At 57.3% G+C, this 20,790-nt stretch carries 16 protein-coding genes; 4 read left to right on the plus strand and 12 right to left on the minus strand.

Annotated elements, in window-relative coordinates; genetic code table 11:
- Positions 1-99 precede the first annotated feature (99 nt).
- Entirely contained in the window at positions 100-1,662 is a 1,563-nt protein-coding gene (locus E3T39_RS04585) for a DUF2142 domain-containing protein (RefSeq protein ID WP_166784040.1), read from the plus strand.
- On the opposite strand, the gene E3T39_RS04590 is transcribed toward E3T39_RS04585, so the two are convergent.
- Positions 1,626-2,894 (minus strand): lipopolysaccharide biosynthesis protein, encoded by a 1,269-nt coding sequence (locus E3T39_RS04590; RefSeq protein ID WP_166784041.1) that lies wholly within the window; start codon positions 2,892-2,894, stop codon positions 1,626-1,628. The two genes, E3T39_RS04585 and E3T39_RS04590, sit on opposite strands and share 37 nt — an antisense overlap.
- Positions 2,895-3,160: 266 nt before the next feature.
- Here E3T39_RS04590 and gmd point away from each other — a divergent pair, with 266 nt between their 5' ends.
- A complete protein-coding gene (gene gmd / locus E3T39_RS04595; protein WP_134513566.1) occupies positions 3,161-4,192 on the plus strand; it encodes a GDP-mannose 4,6-dehydratase in 1,032 nt (343 codons plus the stop codon).
- 81 nt (positions 4,193-4,273) lie between these two features.
- Here the strand turns inward: gmd and E3T39_RS04600 are convergent, their stop codons facing one another.
- Both E3T39_RS04600 and E3T39_RS04605 read right to left on the minus strand, forming a co-directional pair.
- Positions 4,274-5,188 carry an alpha-1,2-fucosyltransferase gene (locus tag E3T39_RS04600; protein WP_134513567.1) on the minus strand — a complete coding sequence of 305 codons (915 nt, stop codon included), beginning with the start codon at positions 5,186-5,188 and terminating at the stop codon, positions 4,274-4,276.
- A gap of 42 nt (positions 5,189-5,230) precedes the next feature.
- Complete coding sequence (locus tag E3T39_RS04605; RefSeq protein WP_134513568.1) at positions 5,231-6,016, minus strand: glycosyltransferase; 786 nt, start codon at positions 6,014-6,016, stop codon at positions 5,231-5,233.
- Positions 6,017-6,195: 179 nt separating this feature from the next.
- Here E3T39_RS04605 and E3T39_RS04610 point away from each other — a divergent pair, with 179 nt between their 5' ends.
- Positions 6,196-7,323 (plus strand): glycosyltransferase family 4 protein, encoded by a 1,128-nt coding sequence (locus tag E3T39_RS04610; protein WP_134513569.1) that lies wholly within the window; start codon positions 6,196-6,198, stop codon positions 7,321-7,323.
- A 63-nt stretch (positions 7,324-7,386) separates the two neighbouring features.
- Here E3T39_RS04610 and E3T39_RS04615 read toward each other — a convergent pair whose 3' ends face one another.
- The 5 genes from E3T39_RS04615 to E3T39_RS04635 all read right to left on the minus strand — a co-directional run bounded on the left by E3T39_RS04615 (position 7,387) and on the right by E3T39_RS04635 (position 16,074).
- Positions 7,387-9,789, minus strand: a complete 2,403-nt coding sequence (locus tag E3T39_RS04615; RefSeq protein ID WP_134513570.1) for a hypothetical protein — start codon at positions 9,787-9,789, stop codon at positions 7,387-7,389.
- A gap of 177 nt (positions 9,790-9,966) precedes the next feature.
- The gene (locus E3T39_RS04620; RefSeq protein WP_134513571.1) at positions 9,967-11,517 is read right to left on the minus strand and encodes a glycosyltransferase family 2 protein; all 1,551 of its coding nucleotides are present in this window, start codon (positions 11,515-11,517) and stop codon (positions 9,967-9,969) included.
- Between the two features lie 364 nt (positions 11,518-11,881).
- The gene (locus E3T39_RS04625) at positions 11,882-14,395 is read right to left on the minus strand and encodes a glycosyltransferase (protein ID WP_134513572.1); all 2,514 of its coding nucleotides are present in this window, start codon (positions 14,393-14,395) and stop codon (positions 11,882-11,884) included.
- A gap of 99 nt (positions 14,396-14,494) precedes the next feature.
- A complete protein-coding gene (locus E3T39_RS04630) occupies positions 14,495-15,241 on the minus strand; it encodes an ABC transporter ATP-binding protein (RefSeq protein ID WP_241979517.1) in 747 nt (248 codons plus the stop codon).
- Positions 15,238-16,074, minus strand: coding sequence for an ABC transporter permease (locus tag E3T39_RS04635; protein WP_134513573.1), 837 nt, complete (start codon positions 16,072-16,074; stop codon positions 15,238-15,240). The genes E3T39_RS04630 and E3T39_RS04635 overlap by 4 nt, the downstream gene beginning before the upstream one ends.
- A gap of 71 nt (positions 16,075-16,145) precedes the next feature.
- Between E3T39_RS04635 and E3T39_RS04640 the strand changes: the two genes are divergently transcribed.
- Positions 16,146-17,036: a glycosyltransferase family 2 protein gene (locus tag E3T39_RS04640; RefSeq protein WP_241979553.1), complete on the plus strand. Its 891-nt coding sequence runs from the start codon at positions 16,146-16,148 to the stop codon at positions 17,034-17,036.
- Here E3T39_RS04640 and rfbA read toward each other — a convergent pair.
- From rfbA to E3T39_RS04660, 4 genes are all read right to left on the minus strand, one after another.
- On the minus strand, positions 17,033-17,896 hold the full coding sequence (gene rfbA, locus E3T39_RS04645; protein ID WP_134513575.1) for a glucose-1-phosphate thymidylyltransferase RfbA: 864 nt from the start codon (positions 17,894-17,896) through the stop codon (positions 17,033-17,035). The genes E3T39_RS04640 and rfbA overlap by 4 nt on opposite strands.
- A gap of 5 nt (positions 17,897-17,901) precedes the next feature.
- Positions 17,902-18,510 (minus strand): dTDP-4-dehydrorhamnose 3,5-epimerase family protein, encoded by a 609-nt coding sequence (locus E3T39_RS04650; RefSeq protein WP_134513576.1) that lies wholly within the window; start codon positions 18,508-18,510, stop codon positions 17,902-17,904.
- Positions 18,511-18,571: 61 nt separating this feature from the next.
- A complete protein-coding gene (locus E3T39_RS04655; RefSeq protein WP_134513577.1) occupies positions 18,572-19,747 on the minus strand; it encodes a DegT/DnrJ/EryC1/StrS family aminotransferase in 1,176 nt (391 codons plus the stop codon).
- A gap of 46 nt (positions 19,748-19,793) precedes the next feature.
- The gene (locus E3T39_RS04660; protein WP_134513578.1) at positions 19,794-20,717 is read right to left on the minus strand and encodes an NAD-dependent epimerase/dehydratase family protein; all 924 of its coding nucleotides are present in this window, start codon (positions 20,715-20,717) and stop codon (positions 19,794-19,796) included.
- Positions 20,718-20,790 lie beyond the last annotated feature (73 nt).

The following is a 20,790-nucleotide window of genomic DNA, read 5'->3' on the forward strand; positions in this document are numbered from 1 at the left end:
AATTTCTATGTGAACGGGAAGAATAAGCTACGGCGATTTGTGTCCAGACTCCGGCCCATCGGAAACAAGAAGACTGCTGCGGCAGTACTTGCACCCATTTTGGCGATCCTCGCCCTCTCGGCTTGGGCGCTGGCCTCGCCAGTCGGCGCCAGCCCCGACGACGACTATCACTTGGCCAGTGCATGGTGCGCGACAAATGTCGATACTGAACAATGCGGCCTGGTGCCCGAAAAATCAGAACGCTCAGTTCCAAACTCCCTGCTCGCGTCGCCGTGCTATGCATTCAAATCCACGGAAAGCGCGTCGTGTCAGGGCGCGATGTTCGAGGACACCAACAACTTCGTCACGTCCGATCGCGGTAACTTTTCCGGCGCCTACCCGCCCGTCTATTACTCCGTAATGCATCTCCTGGCCGGATCGAATATTGAGGTTTCCGCCATGCTCATGCGGGTCCTGAACATCTTGATCTTTGTTGGCCTCACCGGGGTCCTCTACGCTATCCTTCCGGTTTCACGCCGACCGACGCTGGTATGGGCCTGGGCAATCTCGCTCGTTCCCTTGGGGATGTTCCTGATCGCATCGAACAATCCAAGTTCATGGGCGATCATTTCTGCAGGAACGATCTGGATCTCACTTCTGGGATTCTTAGAGACCACTGGCGCCAGAAAAATTGGTCTCGGATTGGTCGCAACGATCGCCACGATTGTGGGTGCCGGTGCACGAGCTGATGCTGCGGCCTATGCTGTCGTCGCCGTCGTTGTCGTGCTCTTGCTGACGGCGCGCTGGGACCGAAAATGGATTCTTTCCACGCTGCTTCCGCTGGGATTGGCCGCACTAGCTGCCGCCTTCTACCTCTCGACCTCCCAATCAACGCTCGTGTCATCAGGCTTGCACTCAGCCTCGGATGCTGCCGCCGGCCCAGGGCTAAAAAGTTTGCTTATCAATAATCTGCTGAACGTGCCAAGCCTGTGGGCTGGCGTTTTCGGCACGTGGGGACTGGGCTGGCTGGATACGACCCTGCCCGCCGTTGTCTGGGTGGCCGGTCTGGGTTGTTTCGGCGCTTTGGCCTTCTCTGGCTTGATCTCCGAATCCGTGCGGAAGCTCCTCGCCGTGACCGTGGTCCTTGCGGCCGTCTGGATTATCCCGACATACATCTTGCTCAAATCTGAAACGTTCGTCGGCAGCGAAGTCCAACCGCGTTACATACTTCCGCTCATCGTGATGCTCGGCGGTATCGCGATATTGCACGTCGGCGGCACTCAACTCGCCCTATCCAGAGGCCAGATTATCGCCCTCGTCTCCGCCCTGAGCGTGTCAAACGCGCTGTCCTTGCATTTCAACATGCGTCGGTATCTCACGGGAACAGACGCCCTGGGGCTGAATCTCGACACGAACCGTGAGTGGTGGTGGGACATTCCTATACTGCCGATGACAGTCTGGATAGTCGGGTCCGTTGCTTTTGTAGCTCTACTACTGATTCTGGCCCCCAGCATCACGCGTCCTCGTACCGTGCAGTCGAAGCGAAAGGAGCCGGGAGTCCGCAGTGACGGCGATGTTGATTCGGCTCAGCCGAGGGTGGAGTGCGAAGGAGCCGCCCACGGAGCGCCTCCCGTTCCCGTACGCCCTCAGGCCGAAGTCGTTGCGGGCCGCGCTCTCGGATAAAGAATGGCAATTGCGACAACTCCGCGCCCTCCGTATGCCAGCGCGACCGCCCACAATGCGCCTGCTGCGCCAAACGGCGGCACCAGGACTAGGCAAGTCATCAGCGAAACGCCGGCGGCGGCAATCCCCAGGGTCAGACCGTGCACATAGAAGTTCTGGACCGCCACAGCTGTGCTCCCAAAGTACGTTGCTGGCAGGACCAGAATACCGACGGCCAGCGGAACCGCCTCGGCGAATGACAACGAGTAGCCCGAACCGAACACCACCGGGAGCAGAAGGGACATCAGCAGCAAACCGAAGATTGCGACCGGCACCAACACCAGGGTCCACCATCCTGTCGCCTTCAGCACAGATTGGAGAAAAAAGAGGGGTCGACTCTCAGTTGTGCGTCTCAGGGACTCCCGTGCTCGCGGGATCCACGCCTGAGTGAGTGTTCCTGAAAAAATGTCGGCGATGGCGAATATATAGAGGAGTACGACGAACGATCCGACCGCCGATTCTCCATGATCTCGTGCCAGAAAGTACTGCGGCATGGATGAAACCAGCGCCAGAATTGCTCCAGCCACTCCCGTGGGGAAACCCGCGCGAATGATCGTTTTTCGGTCTTCGCGAACGCGGCTCAGGGCTGGGAATGCAGCATCCTCACGGTGATGGGCGAGGCGCTGGGCCGGTACCCACATGAGTGCCAGCGCCACGAAAAGTGACGTACCGGCCAACCCAGCCAAAGCAATGTCGAGGTCACGGGTGTACACCAATGCCAAGCCGGTTACCGCACTCCCAAGAATGGCACTGATCAGGTAAGCCCAAAAGATTCGGGGTGCCGAATGGTATTTCTGCAACGGTGCAGAGAAGAACTCAGACAGGGTGTCAGCGACTTTGATCACACTCACCAGTGCGACGGTCAGGGTCAGGTCGCGGTTGAAGACGAGCGCCACGCCAACGCTGACGAGGAAAGCCAAGGCAATCATTACAAACTGAATCGCCACATAGGACCCGAACCGAAAGTTCTGGTGCATTGTGAGATACACATTCTTGAGACCGAATTGGCCCATGATGAAGATCGGAGTGGTAATGGCCAGCGCAATGGCATACCGCCCGACAACCTCCGTTGATGTCAGTCGGGCTAGCAACACCAAAATAACGATGAGCCCCACATTGCGGAGAACGGTTGCAGAAAGAAGCCAGGTTGTGGTCTTCGCCCAGGAGAAGTCAACCCTGTCTGATTTAGTCATTGCTGACTCGCTCCTCTGTGCGGCACAGGTGCTCATTGCCCCACCGGGGTCTCGCCCACGAGACATCGAACGTATTCCATTTCCGCACGACACGTCTCCTTGGCTTTCTGCGATCCAGTCGCAAGGATACTCGACTTCAGATTTACATACTCCGAGAGCACACACGAGCGGGTAGACACGAAACGATAGACTGATTTAAATCGTGCCTTGTTCGGCCCGAAGGCCACACTAATGGCCGCAACCTGTGCGATGATTTGGAAACTCTTATGGCGAAACGCGCTCTGATCACCGGAATTACCGGGCAGGACGGCTCCTATCTGGCGGAACTCCTCCTCTCCAAGGGATACGAGGTACACGGCCTCATCCGTAGGGCGTCGACCTTTAACACGGCCCGAATCGATCATCTTTTCGTGGACCCACATGACCCCTCGGCCAAGCTGTTCCTTCACTACGGCGACTTGAGCGATGGCACTCGCCTGGTAACACTTCTTGCCGAGATCAAGCCCGACGAGGTCTATAATCTCGCAGCACAGTCTCACGTCCGCGTATCCTTTGACGAACCTGAACACACTGGGGACACCACTGGCTTGGGCACGATTCGCCTGTTGGAAGCCGTCCGAATGTCCGGCATCACGACTCGCTTTTACCAAGCGTCCAGCTCGGAGATGTTCGGCGCCACTCCTCCACCACAGAACGAGGAGACCCCTTTCTATCCGCGCTCACCCTACGGTGCAGCTAAGGTTTACAGCTACTGGATCACCAAGAACTACCGCGAGGCCTATGGAATGTTCGCGGTGAACGGGATTCTTTTCAACCATGAGTCGCCCCGCCGCGGCGAAACCTTTGTCACCCGCAAGATAACCCGCGCGGTAGCCGCGATCAAGGCAGGCTCGCAGAGCGAGGTTTTCCTCGGCAATCTGGATTCCATTCGCGACTGGGGCTATGCCGCAGAATACGTCGAAGGCATGTGGCGGATGCTGCAGGTCGATGAGCCCGAGGATTTCGTCCTCGCGACCGGCGGAAATTTCACGGTTCGTGACTTCGTTGAAACCTCGTTCAGTCATGCAGGACTTAATTGGGAAGACCATGTGCGATTCGATGAACGATATCTTCGCCCAACAGAGGTCGACGCGCTTGTAGGGGACCCGTCCAAGGCGGAAACGAAACTCGGCTGGAAGGCGACTGTGGATACCGCTGAACTAGCTCGGATCATGGTTGATGCGGACATCACTGCGCTGGGACACTCTGGTGGGCGATGGATCGACGAAGTGAAACTCGCCAGTTGGGGAACAAGGTAGCAGGACCTTCACTTCGCAAGCGATCGAGTGATCCCTGCTTCTCGTTGACCGACCTGTGGTCGGCCCGATCGGGCGGAAGGACTACCGTGCGTCCAGGGTCAACCAACCGGGAAGCAACAGGTCGCTGGCACTTTCGCCGGAGACCTTCCACGGCCGGGGCGCAATAACGGGTCGTTCCCCGGCTGCCATCATAAGCCAGGCCGCCCACCAGCTGAACGAGGAGTTACTCATGACGAATCCGGTGCCCATCGCCATAGCCTTCAGCGTGGCGACAGTGCCGAGAGTGTCGGCATCGAGGAAAAGTTCAACGCCGGTGCGATTACCAATCTCCTCCCGTGCGACCTCCGGACTATCCGAGAAAATTCGCGACCCCGTGGCCGGCACGAGCTTCGCGCACAAGTCCAAAGCACGCACGAAATATTCCGCCGAAGCGATTCCGTGGTGTGCTCGTGCTGCGGTACTCAGATAGTCACCGCGGCGCATATGCACCGAAATACGAGGATCATCTTCAACTCTCTGAAGAGCTAAACTCTCAGTCTCCGACGTCTGAGACTTCCAAATAATGTCATGAACCTGCTCGGCTACATTCTCAAAGAACTTGGGTGATTGGAAATATCCCAGGATGGTTGTTCCGCGCGAAATATCATTGATCTTTTCGTCGTAGCCGAAAGCCGGCTGACGATAAACGGAGAGCCCAAACGATCGTCTTCCGGGCTGGCGAATTGCGCGCGGCCTCCGAGGCGAATTCTTATACCAAGGTGATTGTGTCCCGATGATGGTCCCTGGGAGGTTCAGGGAATCCATCGCGTATGGCCAAGGCGTTTCACGCGCGAATTCGAGCGGGTCACGCCCCAGGAAACGCGACGCATCGATGTAAAGGGGACAACCCAGACGATTGGCTTGTTCTAGCCCCGCAGCGAGGATAAAGAGCTGGTTGCCTAACCCGCCCTGCAGATACGCACAAATACCGTCCCGAATGTCCACCACAGTTGCCATTCACCGATTCTCTCACGTGGAACAACGCAGATTTGTCAATTTCTACCGTTCGTATCCGGGACGAATAATCCCGTAGTACCGCAAGAATTGAACGCCGCGCCAAACGATATCCTTGGCAATCGACGGGAACACGGGGGCCTTCAGATGCCGGCGCAGATTCGCTCGACCGGTCATGACTCGAGCAATGTGAATACCGAAAGGCTTCGCACCCCGGCTCATCTGTCCGGCATGAACGCGGTAGTAGGTGAGAACTTCGTCGAGGTTCGCGATCGGTCCCAAGCAAGCCATGCGCAACCACAAATCGTAATCTTCCATCTGTGGAAGTGATGTGTCGAACCCGCCAACAGCCAGACAGTCGCTCTTTCGAAACATGACGGACGAATGCACAATGGCATTGGACAATAATAGGTTGCTGCGAATATCGTCACCAACGGGTATCCGGAATTCGTTGAGTTCGTGGCCGTCACCGTCGATATTCATAGTTCGCGTTCCGACCGCGACCGTGTCTGAGTGACTTGTCAGATAGTCCGCCTGCCGACCCAGCCGCCGACGATCGGCCAAATCGTCGGCGTCCAAACGCCCAATGAGTTCAAAACGCGCATGCTCGAGTCCGCTCATCAGCCCCGCGGGCAGGCCTCTCCGTACCTGGTGGTGGACGGCCTGCACTCTGGGGTCTTTCATCCACGGAAGCAAAGGATCCGGCTCAACTCCGTCGTGGACGACAATGAGGTCAATTTCCACGTCGCTGCTATCCAGGATCGACTGAACCGCGTCATCGAGCCAGTCATCAATTCGAACGGTCGGGAGAATTACACTTACCCCACGCACTGCATCACGTCCTGTCTGCTACGAACTACCACCAATGTTCAAGGCTAGTCGAACTTGGAAGTCTGGCTTTGCGCGCACGTAGACTTAGGCGAGGGGTATTCCCCGGCTGTTCGCACTTTGCGGGCGTAGAGACGGCGTCGAAGCACTGCGCCATAGAGTCAGAGGTACAGCACATCGTTATGTTCACTCCCGCGCAAGAACACGTCCTATTCATCGTCAACAGTTTCCCCCCGCGAGTCGGCGGTCTCGAGCGACACGTCGCGGACCTCGCCGATGAGCTTGTACAGCAAGGGCATCGGGTCACGGTCGTAACGCTCGCGGACGTACCCAGCGCGTCTGTTGAAGGTGGTATCGCCGTGTACCGCATTCGCCGGCACTTTCCCATTGCCTCAGTCATGTCTTTTCCCTCCTTTGGCACTGCATGGCGTCTTGGGCGCCGATTTTCTGACAAGGGCGTGACGGCCGTGTCGACGCACACGCGCTTTTTCCCGATGTCCTGGGTCGGTCTGGCTGTCGGCCGCCGGCTGGGTGTCCCCGTCCTGCACACGGAGCATGGCTCTGATTTTGTTCGAGGCGTCTCGCCCCTCATCGCGCTCGCCAGCCGAGCAGTCGACGTCACGTTTGGGCGTCACGCCTTACGCCGCGCGTCAAGCGTGTTGGGAGTCTCTGAAGAGGTCGTCGGTTTCGTTGGCCGGCTGGCCGGTGTACACGCGAACTTGTTCTATAACGCGATCAAATTCACAGTCTCGTCACAACCGCAGCCTTGCGCCGCTGCTCGTCGTCACTTTGTATTCGTCGGTCGCCTCGTTCCCGGCAAGGGCTGGGATCGCTTTCTGGAAGCGGGGGCCCTTCTGGCTCAAGACCCACATTTTGCACCGTTCACACTCGATGTCTTGGGCGACGGACCCGACCGTGCGGCCCTCCTGAACCAGATCGGGGCCTTGGGACTGGAGTCACTTGCGACCGCCCACGGATATGTCGACGGCGAAACCGTACGATCGCATTTGAGTAATTCAGTTTTGGTCAATCCGACTACTTTGGCCGAGGGATTTCAGACGACCCTGCTTGAGGCTCTAGCGGGTCAGGGTCAGATCGTGACCTACAAAGTTCCCGGGGCGGCAAAGCTGAAGGAGGAGGGAGCTCCAGTTCGGATCGTAAGTGGACAAACGGCAGCCGACTTGGCGAACGCCATGCGCCTAACCCTGGACACCCCCCAGCCGCCTTATCCGCTCAACAAGCTTGAACAGTGGTCTTGGCCGCACCGGGCTCAGCAATACCTGACACTCATTGAAAACGCCCGCGGGTAGTACTCAACGAGTTCTGGTCTCGTCGCCGCATAGCGCCGAATACGGTTGCCGCCAGGCTTTCTGCTAGGAAACGGTCACTGTAGAGCAGCCGAGCGACGCATGCGCACCTGCACCTGAATTGATCGCGTAGACGCACACTTGGTGTGATCCCTGAGCAACCGAAACAGTCTCGCCGAATCCATGGTTCTCGCCGTAGCCGGGGAAGGCCGCCGCAATATCTGTTCGTGACTTATTCGCGCTATAGGGCACGCCGACGCCGTCGACGTAAATGTGAACGGTAATTGCCGCAGCCGTGTCCGGATCAAGGGCCCACCCTCCGACACTGACTCCTCCGGAAACCGCGTGGACAGCTTCCAGCACTCCGATGGGAGTTCGACCCTGCTCAGTGATTCCGACGGACCCGGGAACGGTGACCGTATGGCAGCCGAGCAAGGAGTTCACCCCCGATCCGGTGTTGATCGCGTACACGCACGTCTCGTGTGCACCGGGAGGGGCGCTGACTGTTTCTGAGAAACCATGACTCGCGCCGTAGCCGGGGAAAGCCGAAGCGATATCCGTGCGGGCTTTGTTCGCTGTGTAAGAAGATCCAGCCCCATCCACGTAGACGTGAACCTCGATCGATGCGGCCGTATCGGGATCGAGTGCCCAACCGCTAACGTTCACCCCTCCAGAGCCCCCTTGTGCCGCTTCAATTACGCCCACCGGCGCCCGTCCACGCTCGGTGATCCCCACTGCACCCGGAACGGTAACAGCCGAACAACCCAGCATCGCATGGGTACCGGGGCCGGTGTTGATCGCATAGACGCAGACCTGATGATTGCCGGGGGTCACCGCAATCGTCTCGCCGAAACCGTGGTTGTTTCCATATGGAGGAAAAGCAGCGCCGACATCAGTGCGGAGCTTGTTCGCCTGATAGGGAACTCCAGTGCCATCGACGTAGATGTGCACCGCAATCGACGAAGCCGTGTCCGGATCCAGCGCCCACCCGCCGACGTTAATCCCGCCGGTCACGCCCTGGGCCGCTTCGAAGGCACCAATCGGCGTGCGTCCTTGCTCTGTAATACTGGAATTGCCCGGAACGGTGACGCTCGTGCAGCCAAAGAGTGCATTCGCGCCAGAACTTGTATTGATGGCATACACGCAAACGTCGTGAACTCCAGGTGTCGCCGTGATCTTCTCGGAGAACCCGTGGTTGTTGCCGTACTCAGGGTATGCCCTACCGACATCCGTTCGAATCTTGTTGGCCCGATAACCAACAGCAGCCCCGCTGACATAGACGTGAACGTCAATGGGCTGAGCCGTGTCCGGGTCTATCGCCCAACCGCTAACAGCAACTCCCCCATCCACGCCAGAGACAGCCTCAACGCCTCCAATTGGAGAGCCGCCGGGAGTTACGACGGTGGAACAGGCGTACTGCGTGTTGGTCCCGCCCAGAGTGTTTATTCCATACACACACACGGAGTGAATGCCGGGGAACGTCACCGGAATAGTTACGTTGTATCCGTGTGCCCCCACGTCTGACCGCGACAGGTTCGCCTGGATACTTCTACCAGCTCCATCAACATAGACGTGGACGTCGATGGGCGAGGTCGTGTCAGGGTCTAAGGCCCAGCCGGCCACCTGAACGCCGCCGATTCTGCCAGAGATCAATTCGACATTTCCGACCGGGCTTTTACCGGCGGTCGGCGATCCGAACCAATCACTGTACTGTATCCAAAAATTGCGGTTGCCGTACGAAGAGCAGGCATCCCCCGTGCCCCCGAGATTTGCCAGAGCGGCTTGATTCGGCTGATAGGGCGTGTAGTAATACAGGGCTGCGGTGGCACGATTCTGAATAACTACATTGCTGGATCCGCATGCGGTGTTCGGATGAAATCTAACTGCGTTGGTCTGCCCAACCTTGATCGAAGTGTGCGATCCGGCCGGGTTGCCATACCAAGCGAACTGGCGCGCCGCAGAATAAACCTGCAGGAAAAATCCGTAGAACGCGGGGTCGCAAGAGCTGCCATCCGGGCATCCTTGACCCAGCGCTTTGCGAAGGATTGCTTCGGTAGGCCCCTTGCTCGTGACCAGTCCTTGTTCCTTCTGAAGTGTGACCAAGAGTATTTTAGCACTGACCGAGCAGGCTTGTTGAACCTTATAAATTATGCGGGCAGCAGACTCATTCGCCTCACCGACGTACGTGGCACAAGTGCCGAAGGCAAGTGTGGTTGTTGCGGTATTCATACTGTAAACATTTAGGCACAAGGTGTTACTACACGTACCGACCTGTGCGTTGAGAAATGCCTGAATCTCATTTTGAGACATCGCATCCGTCGTGAAGAAGTTTTGATCAGAAATGATGTTGCCCGGATTGAAATCCGAGCCGGACAGTGCCTCTGCCCGCTGCGGCGCGGCAACTATGAAGGCTCCAAGGGAGCCCAGAACGAGACCAAGCGCCAACACGCGCATCCATTTAATCTTCATAACCGTATTTCTCGTTCGGGTGCGGGTGCGGGTGCGGGTGCGGGTGCGGGTGCGGGTGCGGGTGCGGGTGCGGGTGCGGCGATGTTGGTATGAACCAGACACTAGTTCGCACCACGATCTCCACACTATGGCAAAAGCCGCACCGAGTGCGGGTGATTCTCCGTGCGATCGGTCGGACTAGGCCAGGTAGGGGTCCCGCTGCGGCCCGCCCCAACGGTCAATGATCATCTTGTGCTCGAATGAATGCACGAGCGGGTTACGAGAACGTGATTCGAAGTGGTAAAGCTCGACATCGCTCAGCCAGACCATTCGGAAGCCTGCCTGTCCGACCTTTTTGCACAGGTCGACATCATTGAAGTTGCCGGGGAAGAGCTCGGAAAATCCACCAACACTGATGAAAACGTCCCGGGGCATCGCAATGCATGCAGCCGTCAAACCTGACGCCTCCCGATTTATCAGCAGCGACGAAAATGCCCCGTAGTCTCCGCGTTTGGTTCCCAGATAGGCATGGCTGAACTGACCCATGTGATGAGCGTGACCAGCATGTTGGACAGCGCCATCCTCGAAAAACAAATGAGCACCGGTCATGCCCACGTCGGTTTCACTGAGCGGTGCGATCATCCGTCCCACGATTTCGTCGCTGATCGCTTCCACGTCATCGTTCAGGAAGAATAGGACATCACCGCGGGCCGCGAGGAAGCCCTCGTTGCATTTGCGACTGAAATTGAACGTTCCGGTGAACGGCACGAGAGTCAATCGGTCGCCTGCAATCTCGGCAAGTTCCGTCAGGACGTTTTCCGGCGTCGACGCATCGTAGACGACGACAATTTCGAGATCCCGATGGCTGGACGTGGCCAGGAGCGAGCGGACCGCCTCTACGACGAAGATGCGATTTTGTCCCCAGACCTCTCCGGCGGTGCCGCGGGTCGGAATGATCACACTGACGGACCGGTCCAGTTCGTGGGCTCGCTCGATGCGATAGGTACCAGGGACGGGACCCGCGACGGCGTGCCCCCGAATTCCAACGCGCTCGAGATGAGCGGTCACGGCCCGAACGCCGGCATCCCAAGCGTAGGGCTTGTTGTCGATGTTTTCGGCCGTCGAACCGGGAACGACCCTCCAGTGATACAACACCTCGGGAACGTGAACGATGTGCCGAGCTTGTTCAGTGACGCGCAGTACGAGGTCGTGATCCTGCGATCCTTCAAATTCCTGTCGAAACCCACCGACCTCCCTCACGAGGGCCGTTCGCAATACGGAGAGGTGCCCCGTGTACATTTGCCCGCGCAACCGCTCCGGCGACCAGTCCGGCTTGTCGAATCTGTCGAAGTGTTTTCTATCGGGTCCGACCTTGTCCTCGTCGGAGTACAGGTAGTCGACCAGTGAATCGTCGAGGATCTCCTTCGCCATTCGTTCCAGCGCCCGCGCCGAGAGAATGTCGTCATGGTCAAGCAGCGCGATGAATTCGCCAGTCGCAGCAGCAATGGCGTCAGTGGAAGCTTGCACAATTCCACCATTGAAGCTCCGCTCAACAACTCGAATTCTCGAGTCCTTGGCGGCCGCACGGTGAAGGACGTCTCGCACGCCTCCTTGGGGGGAGAAATCATCGACGAGGACTAGTTCCCAGTCTTCGAAGGTCTGAGTCAAAACTGAATCTATGGTGTCCTGCAGCACGTCCAGTGGAGTGTTGTAAACCGGTGTGACGACAGAAATGAGTGGGGGTTTCATGGACTTCACTTCTTGATGAGTCTGAATACTCGTTTACCCACGGAAACGGGGCGTAGGACAAGTCGTCCGACCCGCCAAGTCACGGATCGACGTGTCGCTGCGAGATCATGATTGCCACGAGCGCGCGCCTCTTCGATATCGATCTGAGTCTGCATGAGTTCTGCGCGTAGCCCCAACTCGATGTCTCGACCGATGAGCTGGGAATGCGTGAGATCTCTGATGCTCGCGAGAAGGGCGTCACGTTCCAGTCGGATTTGTCCGCACCCTGTCTTGTCGCAGTACTGTTGCTCGTCCGCATGCATGTTCTCTACCTTGTCACTCATAGTTTTACAATTCATTCGTTTCACAGCTTGTTCAGACACGTTCAGTTGGCCGCATCGCTCTTGCGCTCCCGCCGAGCGCGCACGCGCTCGACAACAGCGCTCGGCCCACCTTGCTGAAAGTAGTAAGCGGCACGTTCAAGATCACGGCGGATGCCCGTGCTTCGCGACGACCGCGCGGGGGGCAGGCCGTTTGGCACCTTCGACGATCGTCGTTGCTTTCGACCCTTTTTGGCGACTGCCTTGTCAGCGGCCGACTGCGGGTTGCGACAGAACTCTACGAGCGGTGCCAACGCCCTGTCCCAGGTAAAGGATTGCCGCACCCGCGCGACATTCTCCCGAGCGGCCAGAATCGCGGCGTCGTCAAAAAGGTAACGCTCGAGTGCTGAGGCCAAACTCGCAAGGTCTCGCTCGGGGACGGCTGCGCCCAGAGACTCCCGGCCGACGAGACTGCCGAAGGAATCGCCGTCTGTTGTCACAATCGGAAGCCCCGCCCACAAGTAGTCAAGGATTCGCGTGCGAAAGGAGAACGTTGTCTCGACGTGCTGAAAATGGGTGGATACGCCGAGGTCCGCCTCAAGCAAGTAATTCTGTCTGTCGTCATATGGCACCCAGGACTCGTTGAAGAAGACGTGCTTGCCGGTGAGGCCCAACTGCTCAGACAGAACGCGGGCAGAAGCCACCGCTTCCATTTCGGGCACAGCGGGATTCGGATGTTTAATGCCCATGAAGAACAACCGAATATTGGGGTGGGTGAGGCTGAGCTGTGACACTGCGCGGATCAAGATTTCCGGGTCGAACCAATTGTAGATTCCCCCTGCCCAGATGATGACTTTGTCGTCGGGCCCAATGCCTGGAACCACACCGCGCAGGGCCGGCCGATTGTGGACCGGGTCGGCAGACGGGATGCCGAATGGCGCTTCTGCGATCAGAGAGTCGAGATCGGAATCGCGAGAGTACGTGTAGGGGTTAACCCGCCCCAACGCTGAGAGCTGCCCCAGCCAGAAGTGGCGTTGACGTTCGCTCGCGCACAGAAAGAAATCACCGAGCAGCAGCTGGTGGTTGAGTGCATCCGTAGCCTCAGAGACCTGCTTGCTCCAGACTTTGAGCGACAGTCCTTTACCCTGCTCCAACTGCTCGAGATGCAACGGATCGTACACATCGACGACGAGTATTTTGCTGGATGTTTCCAGGCTGGGGAACAGGGCCAAAGCATGACCCTGAACGATGATGATGTCGGCCCACTGCTCGTGTTCGACAACCGAATTTGGTTTGTGATGCGAAATAGTTGCGACTTCGACGATGTCATCGAGGGCAACGGCTTTGCTCATGCTGACCAGTCGAACGTCGTGATCAGCGGACAAAGTCCTTGCGATGTTCCATGCGCGAATTGCTGGCCCGGCCATTTGCAGCCCGACCGGGTCGCCCGTGATTACTAGTACATGTCGGCGGCCCTCGATGTTCAACTGCCCGAGATTATCGATGATCTTCTCGTAGCCGCGCAGATAGTTTTCGATCGGATAGGCCGGCTCGTCGGTGCTGCCGAACAGGCTCTTCAGCTGTCGATCCGTTCGCGTCCTGCTGGCCTGTACCGCGGAGCGGGCTTGTGTCATCTCGGGGAGGAGTTCCACAAACTGATCTACGGCGTAGATCCCGGCCATGGTCAGCTTGGAGACGGGTACGGTCAGCTCAGAGTCATCGCCTGGAACGCGAAGGTCCAGGGAACCAGAATCCAGTTCTCCGCGGGCGACCGCCCGTCGGGTTGCCAGCAGAAGGGCACCGGGAAATATTTGCGCGAGAGATTCATCATCGAGATTTTTGTAAAGGGTATAGAGCGCGTTGCGTTCCAGAAGGTAAGTCTCGCGAAAATTCCCGAATTTGTTCATGGAGGCGTGATGTTTGTGAAACGCGAGTGACTTCGGCTGAAACCTAAACCGGTAGCCCAGTAGATTCAAGCGCCATCCCAAGTCCACGTCGTCGTAGAACATGAAGAAGCTGTCGTCAAAACCGTCCAGCTCCTCAAAAACTGACGCGCGAATAAACATCGCGGCCCCGGTTCCGAAAAGGACATCCTTCTCGACGTCCCAGGCGCCTCTGTCCTTTTCACCAGCGTGAGGTTTGTATCCCATTCCGTACCACGTGATGGAGGCATCCACGTAGTCAACGTTGTCGCCATCCCAGTCCAGCACCTTGCTGGCCACTGCACCAATGTTCAGCCCGGCGTTGAAAGTGGCAATTGCTTCCTTTATCCAGCTTTTTTCAGGTTTTGCATCGTTATTGAGGAAAGCGATGAATTCACCAGAAGATTTGGAGACGCCGAGGTTGCATCCACCAGTGAAACCAAGGTTCGTTTCCGACTCGACCAGCACGACCTGGTCGCCAATTTCCTGGAGTCGATCCAGGCTGTCATCACCGGAACCGTTTTCGACGACGATGATTTCGAGAAGCCTCTCAGGCCAATCCAACGCGAGCAGCCCACGAACACATTCGATCGTGTCGTCAGCGCCCCGAAAATTGACCAAAACGACCGACACGACACCCGAACGACGCTTCTTCACAGTGACACCTCACAAATAATGACTACACCGCACGGACGCGGTCAATCCAACGATCAATGGTTCCTAGTACACAGTCCTCGTCAACCCAACGACGATCTGCTATGCGGCCGACGCTCCAGGAAGTGATTCCAGGTACGCGGTGATAGTTTCGTCGGCCGGCCCGACCTTGACGAGCTCACCGTGGCTTAGCCAGGCAGCGCTGTCACACATTTCACGAACGGACTCCATCGAATGGCTCACCAAAATCACCGTGCGGCCTTCGTTCTTGAAATCAACGAACTTCTGCGCGCACTTGGCCTGGAATTCCGTATCTCCGACAGCCAAGACCTCGTCAACCACGAGAATGTCAGGGTTGACATTGATCGCTACGGAGAAGCCGAGCCGCACGTACATTCCCGAGGAGTAATTCTTCACCGGCTGGTCGATGAATTGTTCAACTCCTGAAAAATTCACGATTTCATCGAATTTTCCGGTGATTTCTTTCTTGGACATCCCAAGAATTGAGCCGTTCAGGAAGATATTTTCCCTCCCCGATAGCTCGGGATGAAATCCCGAGCCAACTTCAAGAAGAGCGGCGATCTTGCCGTTGTAGGTGATTCTGCCCGTCTCGGGATAGTAAATCTTGGCGAGGCACTTCAAGAGCGTCGATTTGCCCGATCCGTTGCTGCCAATGAGGCCAAACGTGGACCCGACTGGAACCTCGAAGCCGACGTCTTTCAGCGCCCAAAAGTCCTCATGCACGGATCTGCGACCGCGCATGATTGCGGACTTGATCGATTGGTTGCGCTCGTGGTACAGACGAAATTTTTTACTGACGTGTTCAATCTCCACAGCAATTTCACTCACAGTGCTTCAGCCAGTCCTTTCTCGCTCCGTCGGAAAACCCACAGTCCCACGCAGAATACGGCGAGTGCCCAGATCGCACACAGCAGAAAGTCCTGCGGATTCGGCCACCGGTTGTCGTATAGAAGCTGACGAAACACTGCGACGAATCGTTCCATGGGATTGATGCGGTAAATGTCGAGGATTGTCACTGACGTGCCAAATAGACCGCCATATTTGTCGCTTTGAGTCGCCACAAGGCTGATGGGGTAAATGATCGGAGTGAGGTACATCCAAATCTGCATAATGATCGAGACAAAGTACTGAGTGTCACGAAAATGCACATTTGCAACGGCCAGAATGAGAGCGAGCCCGGCCGCGAAGACAGCCAACAAGAACATCGTTACGACGACGAGAGGAAGCCACGGCCAAACGAAGGCGCCGCAAATGACCAGCACGACAACGAGCACGCCCATCTCGAACAGCCAGTTGTAACCAACAGAGCCGACCTTGGAGAGCGGCAGCACGATTCGTGCGAAATAAACTTTCTGCACCAGCCCGACGTTGCCCAGAATCGAACCCATGCCTTGCTGAACCACGTTGGAGAAGAACGCAAACGGGAGGAGGCCGCACAGCAACCAAACGGCAAAAATATCTAGGCCACTGGGATCGCCAGCTTCGGGTTGAACGCGAATAATGAATGCAAAGACGAGCGTGTAGACCAGCATGGACGCGAGTGGGTTCACCAACGACCACAGCTGGCCAAAAATCGTGCGCTTGTACTGACCGCGAATCTCACGCAGGGTGAGATTGGCCAGGAGCTCTCTCGACTGGAGAACTTCCTTTAGGTATCGCATTTAGCCTCACTGGGGTATCTGGCCGGTATGGCCGCATGCCAATCTAGCCTAGAACTATGATTGGTAGTCGTATGTCCACCGTATCGAAGCCTCCCGCCCCTACCCCACGTGTAGCAGTCGTGACTGTCAGCTATGGCTCCGATGACGTCCTCGGGCCCTTCCTCGCTTCCCTGCCGTCGGCATCTCGCCAGCCGCTCCACGTGGTAGTAGTGGACAATAAGCCGGCCGCATTCACCAATGTGGTCGAGTCACTGACGACCTCTGCAGGTGCGACCTACCTCCCGCTGCCCTCAAATCGAGGCTACGGGTACGCCATCAATTCCGCAGTTCGCGAATTGGAACCAGAAATCGACTGGGTCGTCGTGAGTAATCCCGACGTGACCGTGAATCCCGGTTGCATCGACATCCTTCTGGGATCAGTCCTCGATTCGGCCATCGCTGCGGTCGGCCCGCGCATACTCTCGTCCGACGGCGAGGTCTATCCCTCGGCCCGCACGGTGCCGTCGCTTCGATCCGGCGTCGGCCACGCGATCTTTGCAAATTATTGGCCGAAGAATCCGTGGACGCGTAACTATCGCAAGGAATCCGAAATCGAAGCCGTACGGCGGGATGCTGGCTGGCTGTCCGGCGCCTTCTTAATGATTCGTCGATCGGTTTTCGATCAGCTTGACGGATTCGATGAGAGTTACTTCATGTATTTCGAAGATGTCGACCTGGGGTACCGCATCGGTCGTCTGGGGCTTCGCAACCTGTATGAGCCCGCCGCCGTCGTCGTGCATACCGGCGCGCATTCCACATCAACGCACGATGAATCTGCCGGGATGATTCGCGCGCACCATGAGAGCGCCCAGAAGTTTCTCTTCAAGAAATACTCGGGTCCGTGGCAGCGGCCCTTAAGACTTCTGCTGGCCGTCGGGTTGGGGCTCCGTTCCCGCCTCGAGGCCCGTCGGTCACCCCGCTAAGCCTGAACCAGACCTGCCAGATACCGACCGTAGCCGCTCTTGATGAGGGGGGCTGCAAGGACTGCGAGCTGCGCGTCCGTGATCCAGCCGGCGCGCCAAGCGATCTCTTCAATGCACCCCACCTTGAAACCCTGACGGTCTTCGATGACGCGCACGTATTCAGAGGCCTGCATCATTGACTCGAACGTGCCAGTATCCAGCCATGCCGTGCCGCGGTCGAGCACCTGCACGTGTAAAGTCCCCTGCTCGAGGTACCGCTCATTGACCGTGCTGATTTCCAATTCGCCTCGTGCGCTCGGCTCAATGGTCTTCGCAATCTCCACGACGGAATTGTCGTAAAAGTAGAGGCCCGGAACCGCGTAGTTACTCTTGGGCTTGGTCGGCTTCTCCTCAATGGATATGGCCGTGCCCGTTTCGTCGAATTCGACGACTCCATAGGATGTTGGATTGCTTACGTGATAAGCGAAAATTCGAGCGCCTTCGATCTCCGCATTGCCCCGCAGAGAAGAACCAAGGCCTGCACCGTGGAAGATATTGTCGCCGAGGACCAGCGCAACGCTATCGTCCCCAATGAATTCTTCGCCAATGATGAATGCTTGAGCAAGACCATCCGGAGAAGGCTGAATTGCATACTCGATGCGGATGCCCAGATCGGAGCCGTCACCGAGTAGCGCTCTGAACTGCTCGTTGTACTCGGCAGTGGTAATAATCAAGATCTCCTTGATGTCCGCCATCATCAGCGTCGACAAGGGGTAGTAAATCATCGGCTTGTCCCAGATGGGCATGAGCTGCTTGGAGATGCCCTTGGTGATGGGCCACAGCCGCGTGCCTGAGCCACCGGCGAGAATGATTCCGCGCATGAGCGTTAGTTCCTGTCGTTCAAAGTGGCGTAGTAGGCGCGAGCGGCATCCCAGGTAGGGAGGAAGCCAGCAGCGCCCGCAGCCGCGAGTGTCGGGGCTTCCGTGTCTTTGGTCGAGAGCAGTACCTCTCCGGCCTCTGCGGGGAACACGAGCCCGATCTCTTCGTCGAGTGGGCTGATGCCGTGCTCACGGCCCGGGCTGAACGTGCTGTTTACGAGGTAACTGACCGTGGCGTTGTCGGTCAGCGCGACGAAGCAGTGGCCGAGTCCCTCGGCGATGTAGACCGCGCGACGATCGGTGTCGTCCAGCAGAACGCTGTCCCATTGACCGAAGGTAGGTGAGCCCACTCGAATATCAACGATGTAGTCGAGAACAGCACCATGAACGGCGGTGACGTACTTGGCCTGGCTGGGCGGGACATCCGCAAAGTGAATACCGCGCACTGAACCCCGCTTCGACACGGAGGTGTTCGCCTGAGCGAGGTTAAGTTTGTGCCCTACCTGCTCTTCAAGCTTGTCGAAGCGGTACCACTCAAGGAACACCCCTCGATCATCACCGAACTGCTTCGGTGTAATTTCGTAGGAATCGGGAATGGAAAGCTCTCGGATTTGCACCTTGGAAGTCTAGCAAGCGCGATCTCACCCTCCGGCGAGCGACTTGGAGCCGCCAATCGACCTAGGAGAGAGCGTTGATGGTGTCGAGCAAGCGGTCAATTTCGCGAGGGATGGGATAGTGGTGATTGCCCACGAAGAGTCCATCGACGTCGACTTTGTCTGCGGCCGGGAGGCTGTCCGGAACAATCGCAGATAGCCGGGACATGACGGGATTCTTAGTGAAGTTTCCGGCTACGACCGGCCGTGATTCAATGCCTGCGCCTGTCAATGCCTCAACGACCTCGGCCCGACGTCCGGCCAGAGGGCCCTCCAAGACGAGGGAAAAGCCAAACCAGCTGCTCTCCGAGGCGACCGATTGAAGGCGCACGTCATCCCGACCGGCAAATCGCTCCTGGAAAAGTATCGCGTTGTCCTGCCGACCCGAAACCAGCATGGGAACTTTTTTGAGCTGTTCGCGCCCCAGCGCGCCGGACATTTCAAGCGGGCGCACGTTGTAGCCGGGAAGAACGAACCGGAAGTGGTCGTCAAAGTCGACACCGGTCTTGGGGAAGATGAGGTTGTCCTTCGGTAGGTCTCGCGTCCAGCCGTGGGCGCGGAGCGACACCATCGCCTGATACATATAAGAATCGTCGGTTAGGACGATTCCACCCTCCATCGTCGAAATGTGGTGTGAGAAGAACGAGCTGAACGTTCCCGCCAGACCAAAGGTGCCGGTGAATTTATCACCAATCTTTGAGCCCATGGATTCGCAATTGTCCTCGAGCAAGACGAGCCCGTGGTCGTCGCAAATAGTTGACAATGCAAGCAAATCGGCGGGGTTACCCAGCAAGCTCACCGCGAAAACCGCTTTTGTCTTAGGCCCGATCGCGTCTAATACAAGCCGCGGATCCATGTTGAGCGTATTAACGTCAATGTCAACGAATCGGAGGGTCAGACCCAGCTGGTTGATCGGGTAATACGTGGTAGCCCACGAGACTGCAGGGACGATCACCTCGTCACCCGGATTCAAGTCCACATCGGGATTGGCGACTGCGGCTGCAATCGCAATGAGATTTGCACTACTACCCGAGTTCACCATCACGGCGTGTTCGGCGCCAAAGAACGAGGCGAATTCTTCCTCGAACTTTTTCACTTCTGGGCCCATCGTGAACCGGCCCCCGGAGATGACTCGCTGGAGGGCAGCATATTCTGCCTCATCCCACGATGAAGTCGCCAGCGGAAAAGTTGTTTCGGTCATTTCGTGCGGGTGTCTTTTCTCTTTTGAATCATGGAAGCGATGTTGATCAGGATGATGTAGCGAGGAAACGTTGGTAGGCGATTCGCATGCCGTCGTGGAGTCGGGTGCTGGGCGCCCATCCGAATTCCTTTGCACGTTCAGAACTCATCAGTTTCTGGTGCATGCCGGATGGCTTGCTTGGGTCTGGGACCAGTTTGCCTTGGAAACCAACGACGTCCATGGCCGCCTGGTAGTACTCGAGGACGGTGTGGTCACTGCCAAAACCGACGTTCAACATGTCAGGCCAAGCTTCCATACCATCGAGATTCGCAACGACCCAGTCCGCGAGGTCGCCAACAAAGGTAAATTCCCGTCGAGCGGTGCCGTCCCCCCAGACGTCAATCGTTGATTGTCCGGAGAGCTTGGCAGCGTGCACTTTTGCAATCGCAGCGGCGACCAGGTGTCCCTGCCCCAGCGAGTAATCGTCGTCGGGGCCATAGAGGTTTGACGGGATGATGACCCGGTAGCTCAAGCCGAGTTGCGTCGAAACATACTCGCAAAATTTCGCGCCAGCGATCTTCGACAGAGCGTACCCCTCATTCGTCGGCTCTAACGGTGCTGCGAGCACATCCGATTCCACGAGAGGCTGACGATAGTCGCGCGGATACATGCATGAGCTTCCGAAGTAGAGCAACCGGGGCACGCCGACGTCGACAGCAGACTTCAGCACGCTCGTGTCGATGAGGAGATTGTCCATGAGGAATGCCGTGGGATTGGCGATATTGGCCGCGATTCCGCCAACGTGCGCGGCGGCGTGCAGAATGACGTCGGGCTGAACTTTGTCAATCAGCGCGTGTGTCGCCCGTGAATCAGTGAGATCTGCCGTCGACCTCGTGGCAACCACAAGCTCATCATCGCGTCCTTGCAGACGCCATGCCGACTGAATACTTCGAGCCAGCATTCCATTGCCGCCTGTGAGGAGTGCACGCATCTGTAAGTCTCATTCCTGTCGAAACCGTCTGGCAACTCGACTCAACCAACTGATCTTATCCTTCGACCCGAAC

The organism is Cryobacterium suzukii, assembly GCF_004403185.1.
Lineage (GTDB): Bacteria > Actinomycetota > Actinomycetes > Actinomycetales > Microbacteriaceae > Cryobacterium > Cryobacterium suzukii.